Raw genomic sequence first — 23,759 nt, 5'->3', positions numbered from 1 at the left:
GGTGTCGAGTGCGTGGGTTTAAAAGGGCAAATTTGCCCTTTCACTGTGGACAAATTTGTCCTTAATCTCCGCTTAGATAAGACGCGTGAGCGCTGCTGCGGCAATACCTGCTGCGATTGCTGGCAACGGTTTTTTGGTGGTAAAGCTCACGATGGCAGTGACCAAAAGTGCAACGCGAGCCCCCATATCACCTTCCACCGCCAAGGGTGCCAATAGCGCGATTAACACCGACCCTGACATAGCGGTGATAAATTGCTGCACTCGATAGCTAATTGGCACAAACGACATGACGAACACGCCACCCCAGCGTGTGAGCAGGGTGACCAGTGCCATGGCGATAATAATGATTAACGTGCCTTGCCAATCGGTTGAGATCATCATGCTTGTTTCTCCGTCCAAAAGGCGCCGAGCAACCCTCCTGCGAGCGCGCCAACCACAACATGGCTATTGTCGGGCAAATAATAATAGGCCAGCAAGGATGCGCATGCGGCCACGCCCCAAATAACGAACATACGCAGGCTCTTAGGGCCAATCGCTACCATAGAGAGTAAAAAGCAGCCCATCACCATATCGAGCCCTAAACTGATCGGGTCACTGATCAAGTTGCCAAACGCATAGCCAAGCCAGGTGCCTAGCATCCAAAAAGACCACAACGCCACGCCGCCACCGAGCAGAAGGCCGAGTCCTCTCTGATGGCGGCCAAAGGCATTCATTGACATCGCCCAGTTGGCGTCTGAGGCAAATAGCATGACGCCATAGCGTTTGCTAGCCGGAAGGTGGCGTAGCCAAGGGTAAAGGGTCGCCCCCATTAACAAATGACGCGCATTAATGGCAAAGACGGTCACTAAAACGGGAATCAACGCGACCTCTTGTCCCCACATCTCCAACGTCGCGAACTGTGACGCCCCTGCGAAAACTAATCCGCTCATTAGCATAATGGATAACGGTTCCAAGCCGACTTGGACCGCAGCGACACCAAACGCAATACCGAAGATAATCACAAAGAATGACAGCGGAACCAGTTCTCGAAAACCGTTCCAAACATCATAACGAGTAAAATGGTGCAGCTCAGTGCTGTCCACTTGTTGAGTTTGAGTAAGCATGACTTTTCCTAGCCAGTGTGCAGTAAAGTGATTTGCCACTGATTTATTATAAGAGCGTCTATCAGTACCATGAATGTGTGCTAGACGCAAAAGGGTTGTGACGATGATTATTTGCACGGATTGATGGCTTTTTATCTAAACGGTTCAGCGAGTTACAGTTTTTTGTTGACCGCTTCGCTCAATTCGTTAAAGTACGCCTCGTTCTCACGGCAATCGCCGAAGAGAAATGGTGTAACCTTCGCATCTATTGCGTTGCCCTGGTGGTGGAATTGGTAGACACAAGGGATTTAAAATCCCTCGGCGTTCGCGCTGTGCCGGTTCAAGTCCGGCCCGGGGCACCATTAACTCAAGCAGAACAGGCTTATCAAGTCGTAGATACAAAGGCGCGTTGGCAGAGTGGCTATGCAGCGGATTGCAAATCCGTGGACCTCGGTTCGACTCCGGGACGCGCCTCCATTGTTTTATATCAGTAAATTCCCTTCTAAAGCTGGCGCAAAAATCGGCTTGTTGCGACTCTATTTTCTAATATTTTTCTTTGTGATTGATTTTTGAGTCACATACTCTTGTCGATCAACGTCTTAATCGTAACGTTATCTCAAACAGATAAATGGAAAAAGCGCCGAGAGTGTCGGCGCTTTTGTCTTATTCTCAGTAATCTAAAGGCTGCTGATGCGCGCCTTACACTAGTGAGGTCAGCATCTCTTCACTGTACGGAGTGAGCGCTTGGCCCGATTTTACTTTTTCAACGTAATCTGGGTTGGCAATCAGAGGACGGCCAATCGCAAGTAAATCAAACTTGCCTGCTTCAATCGCCTCATTGCCGGTTTGAGCATCAAAACCACCCACGCCGATCAAGGTTTTCGAGTATTGAGCGCGCATGTATTGCGAGGCGGTGCCGCCTAGGTGCTCAAATGTCATAGCGTCATCGAAAATGCCCACATGTAAGTAGGCCAAATCACGTACTTCGAGTTGCTTGAGCAAGTAATCGAACACGTCGCGATCACGTGGGTCGGCCTCGACGTTAAAGTAGGCGCCAGGGGAGAGACGCAGACCAACGCGATCCGCACCGATCGCTTCCACAACAGCGTCCATCACTTCTAGCGCAAAACGAGACATATTTTCCGCTGTTTGGCCATACTCATCATCACGTTGGTTGCTGCTGTAGTGAAGGAATTGGTCGATGAGATAGCCGTTTGCACCGTGGATCTCCACACCATCAAAGCCTGCTTCGATGGCGTTTTGAGAGGCCTTGGCAAAATCGGCGACTAAGCGCTGAATCTCTTCTTTGCTGGCTGGGGTTGGCGTTAGATAGGTGAGATGGCGCATGCGTGGCACGGTGCCTTCAACACCAATCGCAGAAGGGGCAATCACTTTATCGCCACCAAAAAACGACGGGTGCGCAACGCGGCCGGTGTGCCATAGCTGAGCGAAGATCTTTCCGCCATTTTGATGCACACGCTGAGTGACTTTTTTCCAGCCCTCAATCTGCTTATCAGTAAAGAGCCCAGGGGTGTTAGGGTAGCCTTGACCGTCAGCACTGATTAAGGTCGCTTCAGTAATGATCAAGCCTGTGTCGGCGCGGCGGCCATAGTATTCCACCATTGCATCCGTTGGCACCAGATCCTCGTCAGACATGCAGCGAGTTAGGGGAGCCATCACAATGCGGTTGTTGAGCGTTAGCGTCTCATTGAGCTTGAACGGTTGAAATAGGGTATTCATCGACGTGTCCTTCGAGAGTATTTGAATGCCTATTCAAGTTAGAATATTTTGAATGTCCATTCAAGTATTTTTTGAATGCACATTCAACATCAGTTACTATGTGGGTATTCCAACCTTAAGAGTGATGTTATGCGCAGCGCAGAATTTGACCGCCAAGTGGTATTAAGGCAAGCAATGGCGAAGTTTGTCGAGAAAGGCTATGGCAAAACCAGTATGCAAGATCTTAAGTTGGCAACCGGGCTACATCCTGGGTCGATTTATTGTGCGTTTGACAACAAGCGTGGTCTATTGATCGCCGCATTGGAGCAGTATCAACTCGATAGACACCAAGCGATGGAAGCGCTGTTTGCGTCTTACTCAACGGTGTTTGAAGGGATTGAAGCCTATATGGAGTCGGTGCTCGAAGAGTGTGAACAAGAGCAGATTAAAGATTGCTTGCTGCAAAAAGCGCTGAGCGAGCTGGCTCACCAAGATGAACAAGTTGAGGCTTTGATCAGCGACATGTTGCGCCGTTGGCAGCAATGGCTGGTGGACAAGATAGCCGTTATGATGGAGCTTGGGGAAATTGCCAATAATCGCTCGCCTGAGCTGGTGGCACAGTTTTTAGTGATGGGGATTTATGGCATGCGTACCTTGTCACACACTCAGCCCGATTCTGGCGTACTTCGCGCACTGAACGACGAGCTATTGCGCTACATCAAGGGCTAGTTGCTAAACCTGTACAACATCAATATGCGCGGCGTCTAAGCCGCGCTATGGTTAAATGTCGAAGACGTCGGTCAGTTTACTCAAACAGACTCTTTTCAATCTTGATCACGACTTTGCGCACCGGCGCTGGCTGGTTGTTGACAGCAACCAATGGACGGTGAGGTTGGCCCGGGTAGAACACCACAAATTCACCGGCTTTAATGGTGACAAATTGCTCTTGTTGTAGCTGCTCACTGAACGCCAAATCTTTATCCGCTAGGTAATCTTCATCCAACCCCGTATACGGCAGTAGGCTGTAGCCAAACGTCTCTTCACCTTCGAGCAGCAATTGCACGTCAAGGTAACGTTGGTGGCACTCTGACTTACGCTGTTCAAGTGGTTGAGTGTTGTCATCCATCACCAAGAAAAAGGCGCTGTCACCTTCCAGATCATGACGGCCATTTTCGATAGGTTGAGCAGTTTGTTCCATTACGCGTTCAATCAGCTCGATGAGTTTAGGCTGTAGGAAGCGGGCAAAGGAGAGCTCTGCAGTGCTAGCAGTAAACATAGTGAATCCTTAATATTTGTATGACAATAATACCTGAAATATAAAATAGCTTTTCAAAAACAACAATCACTATTTATGAGAGTGTGATTGAGTGCGCGTTCGTTAACCGTTCAGTGAGCGAAGTGGAGATGCGCACTGTGAGGATCCTGCTGCGCACATAATTGGTGCAATTTAGGGTGTTAAAAATATTTAATGTTCTGATTTTATTGATTTTTCTATTTGGCATCTTCATTGCTTTACCCTAAGTGACCTAAGTGAGTTCGTGCTCAGTCACACAATACAATAACAACGTCAACGGCAAAGGAGCCTCTTCCCAACAGGAAGAGGCTTTGTTGTTTTTAGAGGAAGGAATCATGGCAAAGGAATGTATCAAATCGGCCTGTCCGTACTGCGGCGTCGGCTGCGGAGTCGAAATTAGCCCACTCGGTATTGTTGGGGACAAAGCCCACCCAGCCAACCAAGGCGCACTGTGTGTTAAAGGCGCCGCGCTTGCAGAGAGCATGAAAATGCCGTCGCGCCTGCTCTACCCCAAATTTCAGGGCAAGGAAGTGAGCTGGGATGAAGCGGCAGAGCGCATTGCTGGTGCGATGGCGGAGGCGATCCACACGCAAGGCGCGGATTCGGTCGCCATGTACGTTTCAGGGCAACTGTTGACAGAAGATTATTACGTTGCCAATAAGCTGATGAAAGGCTTTGTTGGCAGTGCCAACATCGACACCAATTCACGTTTGTGTATGTCTTCAGCGGTGGTGGCGCACAATCGCGCGTTTGGCGAAGATGTAGTGCCGGTCAATTATGACGACCTTAATCATGCCAATCTGATTGTCATTTGTGGAGCGAATACCGCGTGGACGCACCCTGTGTTGTTTCGTCGAATCCAACAAGCGCGCGATAAGAATCCAGAGATGAAGCTGGTCGTGATTGATCCACGCGAAACCGTCACCGCGAGCCAAGCGGACTTGCATATTCCTATTGCCAATGACGGCGATGTGGCGCTGTTTCACGGACTGATTCGCTATTTACATCAACATGATGCGCTTGACCATGACTTTATTACCAACCACACAGAAGGCTTTGAGGCATTGTTGACTGAAGTGAACGCTAGCCAATATCAGTTGGATGCGATTGCGGAACGTATCAAGGTCGAGCCGGCGAAAATTGCGACCTTCTATCGCTGGTTTGCGCAAGAGCGCAAGGCGATCACGCTGTTTTGCCAAGGCGTTAACCAATCGCAAAGTGGTGCAGACAAAGGCAATGCCATCATCAACGCGCATTTAGCCAAGGGGGCGATTGGCTACCAAGGCGCAGGGCCGTTTTCTATCACAGGGCAACCGAATGCGATGGGCGGACGCGAAGTTGGCGGGCTCGCCAATCAATTGGCTGTCCATCGCGGCTTCGATGATGAGTCCATCGCACTGGTCGAAGATTTTTGGCAAGCGCCTAATATCGCCAGAAAGCCTGGCTTAAAAGCGGTCGAGATGTTTGAAGCGGTTGAGCGCAACGAGATCAAAGTGATTTGGATCATGGCAACCAATCCAGTGGTCTCGATGCCAGATAACCACTACGTGCGCCGCGCACTTGAAGCCTGTCCTTTGGTTATCGTGTCAGACATCACCGCCGATTCAGATATCGCTCAATACGCAGATCTGCTGTTGCCCGCCGCAGGTTGGGGAGAAAAGCAGGGCATGGTGACCAACTCAGAGCGCACCATGTCGCGCCAAAGACAGTTCACGCCACCACCGGGGCAGGCTTTGCCCGATTGGCGTGCGATTAGCGTTGTTGGCGCGCTTTTGTGTGAAAAACTCGGGGTGAGCAACGGATTTGATTTTCAAAGTGAAGCGGACGTGTTTCGTGAGTATGCAGCCATGACGGGCATCAATGCAACGTCTCCACGTTTACTGGATATAAGCCAATATGCTGAGCTGACGGATGAGGAGTATCGTCAATGGCAACCTAAACAATGGGGCGGGGAGAGACCTTACGCCGAGCTGCGTTTTAGTTTCGCCGACGGTAAAGCGCGTTTCATTGCCGCGAAAGAGGGCGCATTGCAACGAGGCTGGTGGCTCAATACCGGTCGTCAGCGCGATCAATGGCACACCATGACGCGCACAGGGCATGTGGTTCATCTTGCCGCCTCAGAAACGGAGCCGACGGTGTACATGAACGCGCTATCGGCAAGCCATTTGGGTATTGAGGCCGGCCAACTTATACGTGTCTCACCTGCCAAACTTGCATCGGCGCAAGGGCCGCACGCCACTGTTGTGGCGAAAGTGGGCATGGATGAGACCTTGAGTTACAAACAGCTCTTTATGTCGATGCATTGGGCGGCGGCGTATGGCGGAAAGTCACAAGTGAACGCCGTCGTGAGTCGAGATGCCGACCCCCATTCTGGTCAGCCCGCGTTTAAGTCAAGCGAGGTCGAGCTTCTGCCAGTATCGGTTAAGACTTATGGCCTCTACATTGGCAGCCAATTTGACCCCGACGATTGCCTGTATCACTCCTTTCAAGTGGAGAATCGTGTCGGAATTTGGCGCTTTGCCCATGATAAGCCCGCAGATAAGCAGACGTTGTGTGTGGGTGACAGACCTAGCCGCCTCAGCCATATCAAAACCCGCCGAGTCGTCCTTGATACCTCTTCTGGATGGTTAGCGGTGGATTTTGATGAGGTTGGAGATGAGCGCATTGTCCGCGCTTTATTGATCACGTCAGAGCAACCTATCCACTCCGACTACACCAAATTAGTGGAGTTGGTCGGCAAGGCGCTCAATTTCAGCCGTCTTATTTCTCTTGCAGCGCAAGAAGGTCAGAGCGAGCTTATTTGCAGTTGCTTTAGAGTGACCGATGAGCAGATTTTACAATCGCTCAGCGAAGGGGAGTGTTCGAGCGTAGCGCAGTTACAAACCAGATTGAAGTGCGGCACCAACTGCGGCTCTTGTTTACCACAAGTCGCACGTTTGGTGGAAGAGTTCGAGCAAACGCGGGTTTCGCCTGACACAACGACACAAAGCATCACAGTAGTAGATACGTCGCCGAACGCGACAATGAGGTAAGTGCTATGGATAAGTTACCGTATCAACACAACGACACATACCGACTTCGAGAAGGGGCTGGGAAAAGCCTATCCAGCGCTGGATTTATCGACCACGATGCCCAGCGTGGCGCATCGCTGAAATTGGCGACCCCAAAAACCGGCACGGGTCGCGTCTTTTTGACGGGCGCAGGGCCCAATGATCCGGAATTGCTGACCGTCAAAGCGATGAAGGCTATTCAGAAAGCGGACGCGATCGTCTACGACCGATTAGTGAACGTCGATATCTTGGATTTGGCTAAGCCGAGCGCGACACTCATCTACGTGGGCAAACGCTGCGGAAAACCGAGTCTAAAACAGGAAGAGATCAGTCAAATCTTAGTGGATTTGGCGATGCAGGGATTAGAGGTTGTGCGCTTGAAAGGGGGAGACCCTTTTATCTTCGGCCGCGGCGGTGAAGAAGGGTTGCGACTTGCCGAGCAAGGCATTGAGTATGAGGTGATCCCGGGCATCACCGCAGCCATTGGCTGCGCAGCGAGCAGCTTTATTCCCCTCACGCACCGAGAGGTCGCGCGCAGTGTAACCTTCGTGACGGGGCAAGTGGTGTCGGGCGCACTGCCGACCTGGGCACATTTGGTCGGACAGGGTCAGACATTGGTGTTTTATATGGGACTTGAGAAATCCGCCGACATACAACAAGGGCTGATGGCCAATGGGTTGGCGGCAGATTTCCCGCTTGCGATCGTGACGCACGGTTGCAGTCGTCAGCAGCAAGTCCATATCTCAACACTCGGGGCGCTGTGCGAGATGGCTCAAGCGTTAAAAGGCGTGAGCCCAACGTTGATTATCTTAGGTGAAGTGGTCAAACTACGAGAACAATTAACGAAGACCATAGCGTCTGTGGCTTATGAGGCTGTATGAGCACAATAAAGGAATGTATTCGCACGGTTGGGCGTGGGGAGAGGGGGCGCAAACCTCTGAGTTTTGAGCAAGCCTATCAGGTAATGGATGAATATCTCGATGGGCAGGGCGAGGATGATCAAATGGCCATGCTGCTGATGCTGATTCGCGTGCAAAATGAGACCAAGCAAGAGATTGCCGGTTTCGTCAAAGCGTTTCAGTCACGCATGCCACAGCTTGGTGCCGACATCGATTGGCCTTGTTACGCCGGTAAACGCCCAGCCAGTGGCAAGCCGTGGCATGGACTAGCGGCCAAAATTCTTGCCAACGCCGGGCACAAGGTGCTGCTGCATGGCTATCATGACCTTGCCGCGGGGCGAGAGCATGTTGAGGATTATTTGACCGAGCTTGGCATCGAGATGGCGCAAACGCCAGAACAGGCCAAAACATTGCTCGAGCAGCACGGTATCGCATATTTGCCACTGCGCCATTTTGCGCCCAAAGCGCAAGAGATGATCGGTTGGAAAAATCGCTATGGGCTCAGAACGCCGATCAATACGGTGGTTCGCGCCCTGAACCCAAGTGGCGCAGCGATCGGTATTCGCGGCAGTTTCCACCCAGGTTTTCAGCAGTTGCATGCAGAGGTAGAGCATGAAATTGGCTTGACCAAACATGCGGTGGTCTCTTTCAAAGGCCAATCGGGAGAATCAGAATACAACCCCAAGGTAAGCCAAACGGTCTGGATGAGCTCAGAAAACGGCGTGACCTCCCACTACCAGGCAGAGCAGCTGCTCACCGATGTGCCACTACCGAAGGCATGCCCTTTAGAGACGCCGCAAAGTGATTGGAACATGATGGCGAACACCATTATCGCGACCATGGCGACGGTGTTGTTCCCGCTGCACAACGATTACAGTCAAGCGTTTGCGTCGGCCTATCAGCTTTGGGAGGACTACTGCGCCACTGCTTGAAGCTGAAATATCTAGAAAATTCACCGATTTTCAACTAGATAGAGGCTACTTCCTTTCTATCTGACAACCTTGGCACATTCCTTGTTTTGAAAAGCTTAGCTGGAGTAATAAAACAAGGAATGTCTATGTACCAAGCCATGTCGAAAATTCCGATCATCGTCTGTTGCGATTCACTCAAAGAGCAAAGCCGAATCAGTGCAATACTCGCCCAAGATTTTGATGCAATTTTAGGCTGCCAACTGGCGCAATTTGACGCGCTTATCACGCAGCACCCCAACTCATTTGTGGTGGTCGGCTGGCGACAACCGTGCGCTGAGCTCACCTTGCTGATTGAACGTTGCCGCGAGAAAAAGTTGCCACTTCTGGTGATTGTTCAGTCATTGAGTTCTATGGATATCAATCGCTTACCTAAAAAAATGGATTATGTGCTACTCCCAAGCGATAGTGGTTGTTCGCTGGCGCCTTGGGCACTGCACGCCGCTTCCGTTCGCCAGTCGATGTTAGATATGGAACAGGAAATGGCCGAACTTGCCAGCAAATTGGAAGAGCGGAAATGGATAGAAAAAGCCAAAGGGTTATTGATGAAGCACCACGGTGTGGACGAGTCTGCCGCCTATAAAGCGATGCGCCAATCGGCGATGCAATCGAGTCAATCGATGGTTCAAGTCGCGAAAAACGTACTGATCACCTTAGAGACGTTAAAAGGTTAGGCTACCACTTTGGGGTTACAAGAAAAATTCCAACTCGGTGCGAAGCGCACTAAGGCAAAGCAGAACCAATAGGAATAGTAAGTAAAATCAACTTAATTTATTGAATTTTAAGCATTAAATAAGTTGGCATGCTACTTGGAATAAGAATAACTAAGGTTAGAATCGTGATTCATTACGACTTTGCGCAACCACACAATTTGTTCAATTGTACTTAAGGTTTATCAACGGCGGTAAATCGTTAAGTCAGCATCGGCGCTACTGCTCATCACGAGCAGTAGCGCTTTTTTATTGGAGAAAGAGTATGAAATGGAAATCAACCCTTAACACTGCTGGATTGCTTAAAAGCACGGCGTTAGCCGTCACGCTATCACTGTCTGCCTACGCGCCGATGAGTGCTGCCGAGGTCGGTGAGCCTGAACTGGAAGATCTCAAGTTTGGCTTCATCAAACTGACCGATATGGCACCGCTCGCGATTGCATATGAAAAAGGCTTTTTTGAGGACGAAGGCTTGTACGTCACGCTTGAGGCGCAGGCCAACTGGAAAGTGCTTCTCGACCGAGTGATAGATGGTGAGTTAGATGGCGCGCATATGCTATCAGGTCAGCCGCTCGGTGCCACCATTGGTATAGGTACACAGGCGGAAGTGATCACCGCATTCAGTATGGATCTCAATGGCAACGCGATTACTGTCTCCAACGACACATGGGCAGAAATGAAACAGTACGTGCCTAAGCAAGATGATGGCCTTCCTGTTCACCCGATCAAGGCGGATGCGCTCAAGCCTGTGGTTGAGGGTTATCTTGACCAAGGCAAGCCATTCAATATGGGCATGGTATTCCCTGTGTCCACTCACAACTATGAACTGCGCTATTGGCTTGCCGCAGGGGGCATTCACCCTGGCTATTATGCGCCAGAAGCGGGAGATAACAGTGGCCAGCAAAGCGCGGATGTGTTGTTGAGCGTCACTCCGCCACCGCAAATGCCCGCCACAATGGAAGCCGGCACGATCAAAGGTTATTGCGTCGGCGAACCGTGGAACCAGCAAGCGGTGTTTAAAGGGATAGGTGTGCCTGTGGTCACCGATTACGAAATCTGGAAAAACAACCCAGAAAAAGTATTTGGCGTCTCAAAAGAGTGGGCAGAGAAGTACCCGAATACGCACATTCGCGTCGTGAAAGCGCTGATTCGCGCGGCCCACTGGCTTGATGAGAACAACAACGCCAACCGTGAGGAAGCGGTTAAGTTGCTGGCGAAAAGTGAATATGTCGGCGCTGACTACGAAGTGATCGCCAACTCCATGACCGGCACATTCGAGTATGAAAAGGGTGACAAACGTGAAGTGCCTGATTTCAATGTTTTCTTCCGCTACAACGCGACTTACCCCTACTACAGTGATGCGATCTGGTATTTAACCCAGATGCGCCGCTGGGGACAAATCGCTGAAGGCAAGTCAGACGACTGGTACATGGACGTGGCGAAGAAAGTCTACCGCCCTGATATCTACCAACAAGCGGCACAAGCCCTCGTCGAAGATGGTGTTCTGACGCAAGGTGACTTCCCTGATTTTGGCCAAGAAGATGGTTTCCGTGCGCCGCAGACGCATTTCATCGATGACATCGTTTACGACGGTCGTCAGCCTAATGCCTACCTAGAAAAATTCAATATTGGTCTAAAAGGCAGCGACAAAGTGTAACGCCCAAGATTGGGTCAAATCGGGGGGGAGGTGGCTCCCCCCACATTAGGAAAGCCCGATTGAGCGCTGCGCTCAATCACACAGTCAACAAGACGTAACAAGGATGTAATAGGAGTGCTTATGTCGAGTAATGTCATTTCCCTGATACCGAGTAAATCGGTGGTAGCGAACAAAAGCAAAATCGTTCTGCTACCGCTTATCGGCATATTGATGTTTTTGATGATGTGGCATTTAAGTGCACGTCAGGTCGAAACGTCATTAGGCACCTTGCCTGGCCCGGTGCAAACGTTCGAGCAATTTAGCAACTTAGTGGACGATCATTGGAATGAGCGCCAAAAAGAACAAGCCTTCATTGAACGCCAAGAAAAGCGCAATGCGAAGAAGCTCGCCAAAGATCCCAACGCCGAGGTCAAAATTCGCCCCTACACAGGCAAACCGACGTTTTTTGATCAGATTGTCACCAGCTTAGTGACGGTGGCAAGTGGCTTTATTCTCGCCACGGTGATCGCCGTACCTCTGGGTATTGTCCTTGGGCTAAACCACGGTTTGTATCAAGCCTTTAACCCAATTATTCAACTGCTTAAGCCCGTTTCGCCCCTTGCTTGGTTGCCTATTGTGACCATGGTGGTGAGTGCAACCTACGTCAGTGATGACCCGCTTTTTGCTAAATCTTTTGTCAACTCACTGCTTACCGTTGCGCTATGTAGCTTGTGGCCCACCTTGATCAACACGGCGGTTGGCGTGACAAGTGTGGACAAAGACCTGATTAACGTCAGTAAAGTGCTGCAGCTTTCTTGGTGGCAACACATTCGCATTATTGTCCTGCCGTCGGCGATCCCTATGATCTTTACAGGGCTTCGTTTGTCGCTCGGTATTGCGTGGATGGTACTGATTGCCGCTGAAATGTTGGCGCAAAACCCCGGTCTTGGCAAGTTCGTTTGGGATGAGTTTCAAAACGGCAGTTCCGCCTCACTTGGGCGCATTATGGTCGCCGTTATTGCCATCGGTTTTATTGGTTTGTTGCTTGATCGCGGCATGTTACAGCTACAGAAGTGGCTCTCATGGAACAAACAGCAAGCATTGCGTTAATAGGAGTTCATCATGTCTAAACCGTTACTCGATCTTACTCAACTTGGCATGCGATTTCCGACGCCCAACGGTGAATTTATCGCGCTCAAGAATGTTAATTTACAAATCCAACGTGGTGAGTTTATCTCCCTGATTGGTCACTCGGGCTGTGGTAAATCGACCGTGCTCAATTTGGTTGCGGGTTTACACATGCCCACCGATGGCGGCGTGATTGTCGATGGGCGCGAAGTCAGTGGCCCTGGCCCCGAGCGCGCAGTGGTATTCCAAAATCACTCGTTGCTGCCTTGGCTAACCGTGCACGAAAACGTGGAAATTGCCGTTAAACAGGTGGCCGCAGGGCAGAGCAAAGCATGGATCAAACAGCAAACCGAGCACTATTTGGAATTGATTCACATGTCTCACGCGGCAGACAAAAAGCCAGATGAAATCTCCGGTGGCATGAAGCAGCGTGTCGGTATTGCGAGAGCGCTGGCGTTACAACCGAAAGTGCTGTTGATGGATGAGCCGTTCGGCGCGCTCGATGCGTTAACCCGCGCGCACTTGCAAGACTCCTTGATGGAAATCCAAGCTGACTTGAATAACACCGTCATCATGATCACGCACGATGTGGACGAAGCGGTGTTGCTCTCAGACAAAATCGTCATGATGACCAACGGACCGGCAGCCACGATCGGCGAAGTGCTTGAGATTGATCTGCCAAGACCCCGTGACCGAGTGGCGTTGGCAGATAACCCGCAGTATCAAAAATATCGCCAGTCAGTGTTGAGATTCCTCTATGAAAAACAGGCCAAACCTGAGCCTACGGCATCAAAAACCAAGACAGCGTTAAGAGCAAGCGCGAGCTCGTCCACCCAAGACGATGCGAAATCAGCGGCAAAGACCGCCTAAGGAAGTGAACATGGAACGGATAGTAATTGTTGGCAATGGCATGGTCGGCCACCATCTGGTGGCTCAATTGGTCGAGCGCGGCGCGCATCTCGAAAAACGCATTACCGTGATTGGCGAAGAGCGCTTTATCGCTTATGACCGAGTTCAGCTCTCGGCACTGTTTTCGGGCAAATCCCATCAAGATCTAATGCTGAGCAGCGAAGAGTGGTATCAAAAACATGGCATCGAGTTGGTGCTCGGTGCCAAGGTGACCGCTCTAATGCCAGAGCTTAAACGTATAGAGCTCGATGGTGAAACCGTGATGGGGTATGACCAATTAGTGCTCGCCACCGGTTCTTACCCATTTGTGCCGCCGATTGAGGGGCATGATCGTGAGCAAATTTTTGTCTATCGCACCCTTGATGATCTCTCTGAAATCAAAACCGCCTGCCAAGGGGCGAAAACCGGCGCGGTGATCGGCGGTGGTCTGCTCGGGCTTGAAGCCGCGAACGCCTTGCGTTTGCTCGGGGTGGAAACTCACGTAGTCGAATTCGCCCCAAGGCTCATGCCAGTGCAGCTCGATGACGGCGCAGGCACCGTACTGAAAGAGAAAATAGAACAGCTTGGTTTATCGGTGCATACCTCGACGGCAACGGAGCGCATTTGTGATGGCGAGAGCGCAAAGCATCGCATGGTCTTCAAAGATGAGGATCCGCTTGAAGTGGACGTGATCGTCTTTTCCGCCGGGATACGTCCACAAGATGCCTTAGCGCGCGGAGCCGGGCTGACTATTGGCGAGCGCGGCGGGATTGTGATTGATGATCGCTGCATGACCAGTGACGACTCCATTTTTGCCATTGGCGAATGCGCCCTTTGGCAAGAGCGCATTTTTGGCCTGGTTGCGCCTGGCTATACGATGGCGCGTGTCGTGGCTGACGTTCTGACCCATCGTGACACCCAGGGGTTCACCGGTGCAGACATGAGCACCAAACTGAAACTGCTTGGTGTGGATGTCGCATCAATCGGTGATGCGCATAAAGCAACCCCAGGCGCGCAAGAGATGGTTTTGCAAGACGCGGTCACAGGCGTCTACAAAAAGCTGGTGGTCGATGCGACGGGCACCCAACTGCTTGGCGCTATCTTGGTCGGCGACAACAGTGACTACGACGCCTTACTGCAATGTTACTTAAACCAAACCATGCTGCCCGATCACGCTGCAAATCTCCTGTTTGACACCAGTATGCTCGATGGAGAAATGAATGACACTGCGGTGATTTGCTCCTGTCACAACGTCACCAAAGGCGATTTGGTGGCAGCGATTCAAGCGGGCGCGCAAGATTTGGACTCTCTTAAAGCGAAGACGAAAGCGGGCACCGGCTGTGGTGGTTGTAGCAACATGGTCAAATCGGTGCTCGATGCTGAATTGGTAGCGATGGGCGTTGAAGTCAACAACCATGTCTGTGAACACTTTGCGCTCTCACGCCAAGAGTTGTTCCATATTTGCCAAGTCGAAGCGATCAAGGATTTTGACACCTTAATCGCTCGTCACGGCCAAGGGTTGGGGTGCGATCTGTGTAAACCGACCGCCAGTTCGATCTTCGCCTCGCTGTGGAATGAACACATCATGGAGCCTCAACACAGCCGTTTACAAGATTCCAATGATGCCTTTATGGCGAATCTGCAAAAAGATGGCTCTTATTCGGTCGTACCTCGTGTTGCCGGCGGCGAGATCACACCAGACAAGCTGATTGTCTTAGGAGAAGTAGCCAAGAAATACGATCTCTACACCAAAATTACGGGTGGGCAGCGAGTCGATCTGTTTGGCGCACAAGTTGAGCAGTTACCGGATATCTGGCGCACGCTGATCGACGCGGGCTTTGAAACCGGCCATGCTTACGGAAAATCGGTCCGAACAGTGAAATCTTGCGTGGGCTCAACCTGGTGCCGCTACGGTGTCGATGATTCGGTTGGCCTCGCCATCGAACTTGAAAACCGCTACAAAGGGCTACGTTCGCCACACAAACTGAAGTTTGCGGTGTCAGGCTGTACCCGAGAGTGCGCTGAAGCGCAAAGTAAAGACATCGGCGTCATCGCCACGGAAAACGGCTGGAACCTCTACGTGTGTGGGAATGGTGGCATGCGCCCGCGTCACGCGGATCTGTTTGCCTCCGATCTCAGCAAACATGAATTGATCACTCTGATTGACCGCGTGTTGATGTTCTACGTTCGCACCGCAGACAAATTGCAACGCACCTCAGTGTGGATGGATAACCTAGAAGGTGGGTTGGCGTACCTAAAACAAGTGGTGATAGAGGACTCTCTCGGCCTTTGCGAGTCATTGGAGACGCAAATGCAGCACGTGGTGGATACCTACCAGTGTGAATGGAAGAGCACGTTGGATAACCCTGCCAAGCTCACTAAGTTCCGTCCATTCATTAATTCAGGTGAATCCAGTCAAGCGTTGCCTTACCAACGCATTCGTGGCCAACGTATTCCAGTTAAGGAGGAGAATTGATGGACGTACTCGAGAAAATCAAGGTGTGCGACTTAAGCGCACTGTGCGCCTACGAAGGGCGAGTCGCCTTGGTGGAAGGCCAACAAGTTGCGCTGTTTCTCATCCCTAATCAAGGTGTGTTTGCGGTGCAGAACTGGGATCCTATCGGCAAAGCTTTTGTGCTTAGCCGCGGCATTGTCGGAGATGTTAAGGGCAAGTTGTGTGTCGCTTCCCCTTTGTACAAACAGCATTTTTGCCTGCGCTCAGGCGAGTGCTTAGAAAACAGCGACGTGCGTTTAGCTCATTGGCCCGTGTTGCTGGAAAACGATGAAGTGTTTCTTGAATGGCACGCGAAGGCGTAACAAGGTTTTCGCGAGTGACTCGTGTTTCACCCTAGCCCTATCCTTCCAGGGGGCAAATACCAACCTGTTGATCAGGTTGGTATTTTTTTGTGCGATGCTTTAATTAACGCGGTACTAATTTATTCACCGATCGCTGCTTTGCGTTTACCCCGTATCGAGGCAAGCAACATATAGATGCTAGTAGCAAGCAGCGCCGCGAACAAATAGCCCATCAAGCCTTGAGGGCCAGAAAGAAACCCATCTGCTACCACAGGTCCCACTACAGAACCGACACTGTAACTGAACAGCATCACTTGTGTTGCGCAGACGATGTATTGGGCGTTCAAGCCATCACAGCCTAAGTTGATCGCAATGGGGTAGAGTGCGAAGGTCGCCATACCAAGTACAAATAGCCCGGCACCCAGAGCTCGCAGACCCGGCACCATAGAGGTAAAGGCAATCGCAGCCACGCCCACCAAGCACAATAGCGCCATTAAAGGTGTGCGACCGAACACTTTCGCCAATGCTGGCACTAATGGCTGAATCGCCATACCGCCCAAAACGATCAGAGCCATTAAGCCGCCAATGTCATCATGGGCAATGCCACGTTGACTCAATTCGACAGGCATCAGGCCGTACACTGCGCCGAGGGTGAGACCAGACACGATACAGCCAATGATTGCAGCATGGCTTAATTTGCTCATCTGTTTAAAAGAGAGTGAGGCACTCTCTCCGTGCTCGGGTTGATCAGAGTCACCAAACATCAGCACGATGATGGCGAGCAATAAAAGGGTAGTGATAGTAATAAAAGGCACACCACCCGATACGCCAATGACACCAATACCCAATTGGCCTAGCGCCGCGCCGCCATACAGCGCGCCCATGTAAAGACCAAGGCGTTTAGCGCGTGACTGTTCGTCACCGTGCAGCAACCAAGATTCGACCACAACAAAGACGCCTGCAACCGCCGCGCCCGCGACAAAGCGTGCGATCAACCAGCTACTTGCATACGGCATTAATGGCAAGGCCACAATCGTGAGTAGAAATAGCGCTAAACACCAGACAAACGCGGCTTTGTGCCCTAATCGGCGCACCAAAGGCTCTACACCCATCGCGCCAATCAATAGACCTGCGTAAAATACGCTCGCAAGCCAACTGGCGAGTGAGGTATGCAGATCGTAGTGAGGCAGCATCAGCGGAATCAAACTCATCAAATAGCCCGATGCAACGGCGTATAGCGCCAATGCAATCACAGGAACCGTGACACGGATAGTGCGGGTAGGAATAAGAGTGTTGTCCAACGTCGTCGCCTCAAAACGGACAATCCTTGGCCATAAGGGATCAAGGATTGAGAAATTAACCAGTGAGTTTTCGCGCGAATATGGACTGAATAGTTTTGTGGGTAAAACGAAAAGAATTAATCGACTCGACAAGAGATTTTTGTCGAGTCGTTAGTGGGAACTCAAGGTTATTTATTGATGGCTTGAGTTAGCCATTGGCTAAATTGCGAGCGAGGAAGCGCACCGTTAATCACATCCACGCGCTGGCCATTTTTGAATACCATCACAGTTGGAATACTGCGGATCTGAAACTGAGCGGCCAACGCTTGCTCAACTTCGGTGTTGATTTTGACAAATCGTACTTCGCCCTGTCTGGCGGCGGCTTCGTCTTCAAAGACAGGTGCAAAGCCCACACAAGGGTTGCACCAAGGCGCCCAAAAATCGACCACCACAGGTTGGCTGCTTTGCAACAGGGCATTAAAGTTCAGCGACGTGCCTTCTATCGGTTGGCCATCGAGCAACGCAGATTGGCATTTACCACATTTAGGGCTTTCCGATACGCGCTCGAGCGGCACGCGGTTGACACCAGAACATGATGGGCATCGTGTATTGAAGGTAGACATGACTTTTCTCTTTATTAATTATTTCAACTCAATGACACACTAGTTATACTCTGAAAACGCCAAGTGACTCAAATAAGAATGTAAAAAGGCACATAATGACCAGCTATTACGCAGAAATTACCGGTTGGGGTAAATGCCTACCGCCAGCCACGCTCTCCAACGATGACCTCAGCACTTTTCTAGATACTTCCGATGAATGGATTAAGACGCGCACTGGTATAGAGCAGCGCCGCATCAGCCATGTGAATACGTCAGATCTTGCAACCGTTGCCGCCAAACACGCGCTCGCGTGTGCCAATGTCAGTGTTGATGAGGTGGATCTCATTATTGTTGCGACCTGCTCACCTGACTCGCTGATTCCCAATACCGCGTCTAAAGTCGCCCAAAACCTCGGCGTTCAAGCCGCCGCAGCGTTTGACTTGAACGCAGCGTGTACTGGCTTTGTTTACGGATTAGAAACGGCGACTCGTCTTATTCAATCAGGCAATTACCGCCATGCAATCGTGATCGGCGCAGAGCGCCTCTCTTTCTTTATCGATTGGACCCAGCGTGATACGGCGGTGTTATTTGGTGATGGCGCAGGCGCAGCGGTGTTGAGCTGCACAACGGAAAAAGTGGGCTTGCAACAGGCGCAGCTTGGCTGTGATTCGGCTGGGCGTGATATTTTGGCGGTGCCCAAGTTCGGTACCTCAATGGATCGTTTCGCTGCGGACAACGGCTACTGGGCGTTTGATTTTGTCGGCAAAGAGATCTTTAAGCGTGCAGTGAAAGGCATGGGCGCAGCCGCTCAATCGGTGCTGGCGCGCAGCGAACTGTCCACTGACGATGTTGATGTGGTGATCCCGCACCAAGCTAACATCCGCATCATTCAAACCTTGTGTGATCTTTCCGGGATTGCTCAAGATAAAGCGTTTGTTAACATCCAGAACTATGGCAACACCTCTGCGGCCACTGTGCCGATTGCCTTGTGTGAAGCGCTGGAACAAGGCTTTATTAAGCCCGGTGACAACCTACTGCTCGCCGCCTTTGGCGCAGGTTTAACTTGGGGCGCAGGCCACATAAAATGGGGTGAGCGAGTTACGCCATTAGGCCAAAGCGATGCCACACTTCCTCCAGTAGAGGCGTCTGCGCTTGAGTTATTGGAACAAGCGATCGCGTTTTGTAAAACACACGCAGAGTAAACAGGCCTAAATTTACGAGGCAATACAAGCCTCAACAAATACGCTTAGGCCTATACAATGAGAAGTCGCGAATTGTCGCGACTTTTTTCATGATGGTCGATGATTGGCTGGCAGTATCACATAAGGACAACGACGTAAGATGAAATTTCTTCACACCTCGGATTGGCATTTAGGACGACAGTTTCACAATGTGTCGCTGATTGACGATCAGCGTGTGGTGCTCGACCAGATGGTGGAGTACATGGCGCAGCATCCCGTCGATGCACTGGTGATCGCTGGTGACATTTATGATCGCTCGGTGCCGCCGACCGCGGCGATTGAACTGCTCAATGAAACGCTAAATCGTGTTTGCCAGGAGTTAAACACGCCCGTCATTTTGATTCCGGGTAATCACGATGGCGCACAGCGCCTCGGGTTTGGATCTGCACACATGAAAGGCGCTGGGCTGCACATTATCAGCGATTTTCAGCAGATGCTCGAACCGGTTGTGTTGTGCAGTGACCAAGCCGGAGAGGTGGCATTTTATGGCATGCCGTTTAACGATCCGGAGACAGTGCGCCACTACTTTAATCACACCTTTCAACAGCAAGATGAAGCAAAGCCTGAGGCGCAAAAGCCGATTGCTACTCACGATGACGCTCATGCTGCGTTGGTTGGTTTGATCACGCCTCATCTTAATTCTTCACAACGTCATGTGTTGATTAGCCACTGCTTTGTTGATGGTGCGATCAGCTCAGAGTCGGAGCGTCCACTCTCGATTGGTGGCTCCGAATGTGTCAGTCATGAGCATTTCGTCCATTTTGACTATGTCGCCCTCGGCCATCTTCACCAGCCGCAATACAAAGGCGAAGCCCATATTCGCTACAGTGGCTCATTGATGAAATACAGCTTTTCAGAGCAGCACCATAAAAAAGGTATGACCTTAGTTGAGCTTGATCGCAGCGGTTTGGTTGCGACCACGCACATTCCGCTGCAAGCGCCACATGAAATGCGAATCATCGAAGGGGAGCTGGAAGCGATCCTCGCGGCGGGTAAAACTGATCCTTGCGCCCACGACTATTTGTTGGTGCGATTAACCGACCAACACGCCATTCTCAATCCGATGGAGAAGCTGCGTACTGTCTACCCAAATGTGTTGCATTTGGAGAAGCCCGGCATGTTAGTGGGGGTAGAGCAGTCGATGGCGCAAGCGACGCTATCGCGCAGCGAAGTCGATATGTTCCGCGACTTTTTCAAAGAAGCGCAAGGCAATGAGCTGACTCAAGCGCAAGAGAGCGCGGTTTCGGCGATTATCAAACAACTGAGCCAGCAGTAAGGGGCGCTCATGAAACCCATCACCTTAGTTATGCAGGCCTTTGGGCCGTTTTCGGGCACCGAATCGATTGATTTTCGTCAACTGGGCAGCAATCCGCTGTTTTTGATCAATGGCCCAACGGGTTCAGGAAAAACGACGCTGCTTGATGCGATCTGCTTTGCGCTTTATGGCGAAACCACCAGTAATGAGCGACTCGGCGCACAGATGCGCAGTGATAGCGCTAAGTTGGATGTGCCGACAGAGGTGACGTTCGAATTCAGCTTGCACGACAAACGCTATCGCGTAACGCGCTCCCCGGAGCAAGAAGCGCCAAAAGCGCGCGGGGAAGGCACAACGACACGTAAACACAGCGCTGCGCTCTATCAGTTGGGTGACGAAGAGGTACTTTTGACCAGCAAAACGGCTCAGGTAAAAACGTTGGTCACCGAACTGATTGGTCTTAATGAGACCCAATTTCGTCAAGTCATGGTCCTGCCACAGGGTAAGTTTCGTGAATTGCTGCTTGCCAGCTCGAAAGAGCGCGAAGAGATTTTCGGCCAACTGTTCCAAACCGATATCTACAAAAAAATTGAGTACGCGCTCAAAGACAAAGCCGCCTCGATCAGCAAAAGCAAAGATGAGTTTGACAACCAAATTCGCGGCGCGCTTGAGGTGGGCAATGTCGCTAGCATCGAAGAGCTTAATACCCGCTACGACTCCGCGTGTGTCGCTCTTGAACAGCGAAAACAGGAAGAAGCCACAGCGCAAACAGCGCTTAGTGCATCGACCTTAGCGCTTCAGCAAGGGCAGAAAATACGCGATGATTTCGCCAAGTTGTCTCAGGCCAAGCAATCTTTCACGCAGCATCAAGCGGCAAAGTCTCAGATAGCGGAGACTCAAGTCCGTTTGCAGCGTGCAAAGCAGGCGGCGAGTATTGAACTGCCTTATCAAAATCAATGGCAGAGCGCACAAGACGTCATTCGTTTTGAAACCAAGTTGACCGAACTGCAGCAGAGCAAACAGGCGCTAGATAACGACTTAGCAGCAGCGAAAATCGCGCATGAAGAGGCAGAAAAAGCAGCGGCACAGTTGCCGGCACTCAATGATGAGTGTTACAAGCTCGAGACCATCAAACAAAAATGGTTGGAAAGACAAACGCTCATCTCACGCCAGAAAGAGGCGCAGCAGCACAGTAGGGTACTTGACGAGAAGCTCGCTCAGTACCTCTCTCATAAAGAGAAACTCCAGCGTGATTTAACGCGTGCGAAAAACGATCACAAGCAAGCCAGTGAACAGCGACTAGAGCAATCTAAGCTTCTGCAACAAAAGTCGGAATTGACGCGCGCGGTGAGCGATCTGCGCAAACTGACCCAAATGGAGCAAGACGCGGTCAATCAGGCTGCAGAGCTTAAATTGGCACAGGCGGCATTGGACAAAGTCACTCAAGCGTTTGAACAACAACAGCAGGCGGCGAACCGTGTTGAACTGCGCTGGCACCAAGCGCAAGCGGCCATTTTGGCGCAAACACTCGTAGAGGGGGAGCCTTGTCCGGTTTGTGGCAGCGAGGCGCACCCGAACATTGCGCAAATTGACGGCGAGTCGGTCAGTAAAGAGCAGGTGACTCAGGCACGAAGTGAAGAGACGCAGGCGCACTCACAGTGGGTGAAAGCTCAGGCGCACGTTTCACATCTTAATCAGGCGTTAAGCCAAAGCCAGCAAGCGGTGGAAGCGTTTAAAGACGAGTTAGGTGAGGTCGCCGTTCAGGGGCTGTCGGCAACACAAGCGAACCTAAGTGCGGTTGAGGAACGCTTAAAGGCGCTGATGTCATTGGATGTGACGGCGCTTGAAGCGCAGGTGAATGAACTGACGCAGCGCTGTGAAACCGGCGAGCAAAAAATCAATGAGATAAAACAGCAGATAGCGGCCAATCACAATACCGTAAGTTCCCTCGCGGCGAGCATTGAAGTGATGACGCAACAACTTGGCGGCGCAACGCGAGACATAGAAGAAATAGAGGCCGCTCGCTCGGCGTTATCAAGCCAAATCGAAGCGATAGAGAAAGAGCAGCAGCGGGCAAACCATCATTATCAAGCTAGCACGCTCAAGCAGTCTCAATGCGCTTCTGAAGTCGGCACCCACCAATCGTTGTTGCAAGAGGCCAAAGTGCGATCCGAGCAAGCGAACGCACAGTGGCAACAGGCCTTAGAGCAAAGTGAACTGGCAACGCTTGACGCCTTTATTAGCGCGAAAGCCACAGCCGAGCAAATGGCGAAGTGGCAAAGTGAATTGGACGACTATAACCAAGCAACGATTCGTCTTGAGCAAACCATTCAAGACATCACCACCGCGTTGGAAGGGCAGTCTACGCCGGATCTTGAAGCGCTGCAAAACGAACTCAATCACCATCAGCAACATCATGCGCAGGTGAGAGAGCAACTTGATGGCGAGCGAGCGACAGTTGAAACGTTGCAGAACGTGCAGCGCAAGATCGAGCGTCTAAAAGAGAAAAATGCCGAATTGGAAAAAGAGTATCAGGTGTTCGGCACCTTGTACGATGTTGCCAGCGGTAAAACCGGCAGCCGCGTCAGTTTGCATCGCTTTGTGCTCGGCGTCTTGCTTGATGATGTCCTGATTCAAGCGTCACAACGTCTGGCACTGATGAGTAAAGGGCGTTACATACTGACGCGTAAAACGCACGGCTTTCGCGGCGCAGCCGGTAGAGGCTTGGATTTGATGGTTGAAGATGGCTACACAGGCAAAGCGCGCGATGTCGCGACCTTATCCGGCGGGGAATCTTTTATGGCTGCGCTCTCGTTGGCGCTTGGTCTATCTGATGTAGTGCAGTCTTACAGCGGTGGGATTCGACTCGACACCTTATTTATTGATGAAGGCTTTGGCAGCCTTGATCCTGAATCGTTGGATTTGGCGGTGCAAACGTTAATCGACTTGCAACAAACGGGTCGCACAGTGGGGGTCATTTCACACGTCAGTGAGTTAAAAGAGCAAATGTCTCACAGAATAGACGTGGTCAGTGCAAAAACGGGGAGCACGATTCGCGTTGTTGGCCCAATGTTGAGCTAAACTTAAGTTGTGCAATTGGTTTCTTCTTTCACTGTAGTAGGATGTTTTGTATGATCATTGTACTCGTTGATGGTTTCATAGTGACCAATTGAGTAAGTAGCACGATAGTGAAGAGTGAAGACAACACGAC

General features: G+C 51.1%; 19 protein-coding genes and 2 tRNA genes. 15 read left to right on the top strand and 6 right to left on the bottom strand.

The window, feature by feature from the left end; translation table 11 throughout:
* Positions 1-72 precede the first annotated feature (72 nt).
* Both AC6R0L_RS14080 and AC6R0L_RS14075 read right to left on the bottom strand, forming a co-directional pair.
* Positions 73-381, bottom strand: coding sequence for an AzlD family protein (locus AC6R0L_RS14080; protein WP_500629498.1), 309 nt, complete (start codon positions 379-381; stop codon positions 73-75).
* Complete coding sequence (locus AC6R0L_RS14075; RefSeq protein WP_334552013.1) at positions 378-1,103, bottom strand: AzlC family ABC transporter permease; 726 nt, start codon at positions 1,101-1,103, stop codon at positions 378-380. The genes AC6R0L_RS14080 and AC6R0L_RS14075 overlap by 4 nt, the downstream gene beginning before the upstream one ends.
* Positions 1,104-1,357: 254 nt before the next feature.
* On the opposite strand from AC6R0L_RS14075, the gene AC6R0L_RS14070 reads away from it, so the two are divergent.
* A tRNA-Leu gene (locus AC6R0L_RS14070) sits at positions 1,358-1,444 on the top strand.
* A 41-nt stretch (positions 1,445-1,485) separates the two neighbouring features.
* A tRNA-Cys gene (locus tag AC6R0L_RS14065) sits at positions 1,486-1,559 on the top strand.
* Positions 1,560-1,781: 222 nt separating this feature from the next.
* On the opposite strand, the gene AC6R0L_RS14060 is transcribed toward AC6R0L_RS14065, so the two are convergent.
* Complete coding sequence (locus AC6R0L_RS14060; protein WP_500629497.1) at positions 1,782-2,822, bottom strand: alkene reductase; 1,041 nt, start codon at positions 2,820-2,822, stop codon at positions 1,782-1,784.
* Positions 2,823-2,951: 129 nt separating this feature from the next.
* Here AC6R0L_RS14060 and AC6R0L_RS14055 point away from each other — a divergent pair, with 129 nt between their 5' ends.
* Positions 2,952-3,530, top strand: a complete 579-nt coding sequence (locus AC6R0L_RS14055; RefSeq protein WP_500629496.1) for a TetR/AcrR family transcriptional regulator — start codon at positions 2,952-2,954, stop codon at positions 3,528-3,530.
* A gap of 76 nt (positions 3,531-3,606) precedes the next feature.
* Here AC6R0L_RS14055 and AC6R0L_RS14050 read toward each other — a convergent pair whose 3' ends face one another.
* On the bottom strand, positions 3,607-4,077 hold the full coding sequence (locus AC6R0L_RS14050; protein ID WP_334552009.1) for a NanQ anomerase/TabA/YiaL family protein: 471 nt from the start codon (positions 4,075-4,077) through the stop codon (positions 3,607-3,609).
* A 353-nt stretch (positions 4,078-4,430) separates the two neighbouring features.
* Between AC6R0L_RS14050 and AC6R0L_RS14045 the strand changes: the two genes are divergently transcribed.
* The 9 genes from AC6R0L_RS14045 to nirD all read left to right on the top strand — a co-directional run bounded on the left by AC6R0L_RS14045 (position 4,431) and on the right by nirD (position 16,191).
* Positions 4,431-7,127, top strand: coding sequence for a nitrate reductase (locus AC6R0L_RS14045; protein WP_500629495.1), 2,697 nt, complete (start codon positions 4,431-4,433; stop codon positions 7,125-7,127).
* Positions 7,128-7,132: 5 nt separating this feature from the next.
* Entirely contained in the window at positions 7,133-8,026 is an 894-nt protein-coding gene (cobA, locus tag AC6R0L_RS14040; protein WP_500629494.1) for a uroporphyrinogen-III C-methyltransferase, read from the top strand.
* On the top strand, positions 8,023-8,976 hold the full coding sequence (locus AC6R0L_RS14035) for a glycosyl transferase family protein (protein WP_500629493.1): 954 nt from the start codon (positions 8,023-8,025) through the stop codon (positions 8,974-8,976). Before cobA ends, AC6R0L_RS14035 begins: the two co-directional genes overlap by 4 nt.
* Positions 8,977-9,101: 125 nt before the next feature.
* Positions 9,102-9,686, top strand: coding sequence for an ANTAR domain-containing response regulator (locus AC6R0L_RS14030; RefSeq protein WP_500627273.1), 585 nt, complete (start codon positions 9,102-9,104; stop codon positions 9,684-9,686).
* A 301-nt stretch (positions 9,687-9,987) separates the two neighbouring features.
* Positions 9,988-11,379, top strand: a complete 1,392-nt coding sequence (locus AC6R0L_RS14025) for a CmpA/NrtA family ABC transporter substrate-binding protein (protein WP_500627272.1) — start codon at positions 9,988-9,990, stop codon at positions 11,377-11,379.
* Positions 11,380-11,499: 120 nt separating this feature from the next.
* A complete protein-coding gene (locus AC6R0L_RS14020) occupies positions 11,500-12,468 on the top strand; it encodes an ABC transporter permease (RefSeq protein WP_334552004.1) in 969 nt (322 codons plus the stop codon).
* A 12-nt stretch (positions 12,469-12,480) separates the two neighbouring features.
* Positions 12,481-13,356 carry an ABC transporter ATP-binding protein gene (locus tag AC6R0L_RS14015; RefSeq protein WP_500629492.1) on the top strand — a complete coding sequence of 292 codons (876 nt, stop codon included), beginning with the start codon at positions 12,481-12,483 and terminating at the stop codon, positions 13,354-13,356.
* A gap of 10 nt (positions 13,357-13,366) precedes the next feature.
* A complete protein-coding gene (gene nirB, locus AC6R0L_RS14010) occupies positions 13,367-15,850 on the top strand; it encodes a nitrite reductase large subunit NirB (protein ID WP_500629491.1) in 2,484 nt (827 codons plus the stop codon).
* Positions 15,850-16,191 carry a nitrite reductase small subunit NirD gene (nirD, locus tag AC6R0L_RS14005; RefSeq protein WP_500627269.1) on the top strand — a complete coding sequence of 114 codons (342 nt, stop codon included), beginning with the start codon at positions 15,850-15,852 and terminating at the stop codon, positions 16,189-16,191. The genes nirB and nirD overlap by 1 nt, the downstream gene beginning before the upstream one ends.
* Positions 16,192-16,310: 119 nt before the next feature.
* Here nirD and AC6R0L_RS14000 read toward each other — a convergent pair whose 3' ends face one another.
* Both AC6R0L_RS14000 and trxC read right to left on the bottom strand, forming a co-directional pair.
* Entirely contained in the window at positions 16,311-17,471 is a 1,161-nt protein-coding gene (locus AC6R0L_RS14000; RefSeq protein WP_500629490.1) for an MFS transporter, read from the bottom strand.
* Positions 17,472-17,638: 167 nt separating this feature from the next.
* The gene (gene trxC, locus AC6R0L_RS13995) at positions 17,639-18,073 is read right to left on the bottom strand and encodes a thioredoxin TrxC (RefSeq protein WP_487902254.1); all 435 of its coding nucleotides are present in this window, start codon (positions 18,071-18,073) and stop codon (positions 17,639-17,641) included.
* Between the two features lie 95 nt (positions 18,074-18,168).
* Between trxC and AC6R0L_RS13990 the strand changes: the two genes are divergently transcribed.
* The 3 genes from AC6R0L_RS13990 (at position 18,169) to AC6R0L_RS13980 (ending at position 23,629) form a co-directional block, all read left to right on the top strand.
* Positions 18,169-19,254 carry a ketoacyl-ACP synthase III gene (locus AC6R0L_RS13990; RefSeq protein WP_500629489.1) on the top strand — a complete coding sequence of 362 codons (1,086 nt, stop codon included), beginning with the start codon at positions 18,169-18,171 and terminating at the stop codon, positions 19,252-19,254.
* Between the two features lie 139 nt (positions 19,255-19,393).
* Positions 19,394-20,569: an exonuclease SbcCD subunit D gene (locus AC6R0L_RS13985; protein ID WP_500629488.1), complete on the top strand. Its 1,176-nt coding sequence runs from the start codon at positions 19,394-19,396 to the stop codon at positions 20,567-20,569.
* Between the two features lie 9 nt (positions 20,570-20,578).
* Positions 20,579-23,629: an AAA family ATPase gene (locus AC6R0L_RS13980; RefSeq protein WP_500629487.1), complete on the top strand. Its 3,051-nt coding sequence runs from the start codon at positions 20,579-20,581 to the stop codon at positions 23,627-23,629.
* Positions 23,630-23,759: the final 130 nt, after the last annotated feature.

This window comes from Vibrio sp. R15-SG3-ISO1A (genome assembly GCF_059833955.1).
Note: the sequence above shows the minus strand (reverse complement) of the source record. Positions and strands in the feature narration are given on the sequence as shown.

Bases quoted from the DNA above. Each gene is read 5' to 3' on its own strand.
- AC6R0L_RS14045 (WP_500629495.1), top strand. From the start codon at position 4,431: ATGGCAAAGGAATGTATCAAATCGGCCTGTCCGTACTGCGGCGTCGGC.
- AC6R0L_RS14080 (WP_500629498.1), bottom strand. From the start codon at position 381: ATGATGATCTCAACCGATTGGCAAGGCACGTTAATCATTATTATCGCC.
- AC6R0L_RS14060 (WP_500629497.1), bottom strand. From the start codon at position 2,822: ATGAATACCCTATTTCAACCGTTCAAGCTCAATGAGACGCTAACGCTC.
- AC6R0L_RS14020 (WP_334552004.1), top strand. From the start codon at position 11,500: ATGTCGAGTAATGTCATTTCCCTGATACCGAGTAAATCGGTGGTAGCG.
- AC6R0L_RS14015 (WP_500629492.1), top strand. From the start codon at position 12,481: ATGTCTAAACCGTTACTCGATCTTACTCAACTTGGCATGCGATTTCCG.
- AC6R0L_RS14055 (WP_500629496.1), top strand. From the start codon at position 2,952: ATGCGCAGCGCAGAATTTGACCGCCAAGTGGTATTAAGGCAAGCAATG.
- AC6R0L_RS14075 (WP_334552013.1), bottom strand. From the start codon at position 1,103: ATGCTTACTCAAACTCAACAAGTGGACAGCACTGAGCTGCACCATTTT.
- AC6R0L_RS13980 (WP_500629487.1), top strand. From the start codon at position 20,579: ATGAAACCCATCACCTTAGTTATGCAGGCCTTTGGGCCGTTTTCGGGC.
- AC6R0L_RS13985 (WP_500629488.1), top strand. From the start codon at position 19,394: ATGAAATTTCTTCACACCTCGGATTGGCATTTAGGACGACAGTTTCAC.
- cobA (WP_500629494.1), top strand. From the start codon at position 7,133: ATGGATAAGTTACCGTATCAACACAACGACACATACCGACTTCGAGAA.
- nirD (WP_500627269.1), top strand. From the start codon at position 15,850: ATGGACGTACTCGAGAAAATCAAGGTGTGCGACTTAAGCGCACTGTGC.
- AC6R0L_RS14035 (WP_500629493.1), top strand. From the start codon at position 8,023: ATGAGCACAATAAAGGAATGTATTCGCACGGTTGGGCGTGGGGAGAGG.
- AC6R0L_RS14025 (WP_500627272.1), top strand. From the start codon at position 9,988: ATGAAATGGAAATCAACCCTTAACACTGCTGGATTGCTTAAAAGCACG.
- AC6R0L_RS13990 (WP_500629489.1), top strand. From the start codon at position 18,169: ATGACCAGCTATTACGCAGAAATTACCGGTTGGGGTAAATGCCTACCG.
- nirB (WP_500629491.1), top strand. From the start codon at position 13,367: ATGGAACGGATAGTAATTGTTGGCAATGGCATGGTCGGCCACCATCTG.
- trxC (WP_487902254.1), bottom strand. From the start codon at position 18,073: ATGTCTACCTTCAATACACGATGCCCATCATGTTCTGGTGTCAACCGC.
- AC6R0L_RS14050 (WP_334552009.1), bottom strand. From the start codon at position 4,077: ATGTTTACTGCTAGCACTGCAGAGCTCTCCTTTGCCCGCTTCCTACAG.
- AC6R0L_RS14030 (WP_500627273.1), top strand. From the start codon at position 9,102: ATGTACCAAGCCATGTCGAAAATTCCGATCATCGTCTGTTGCGATTCA.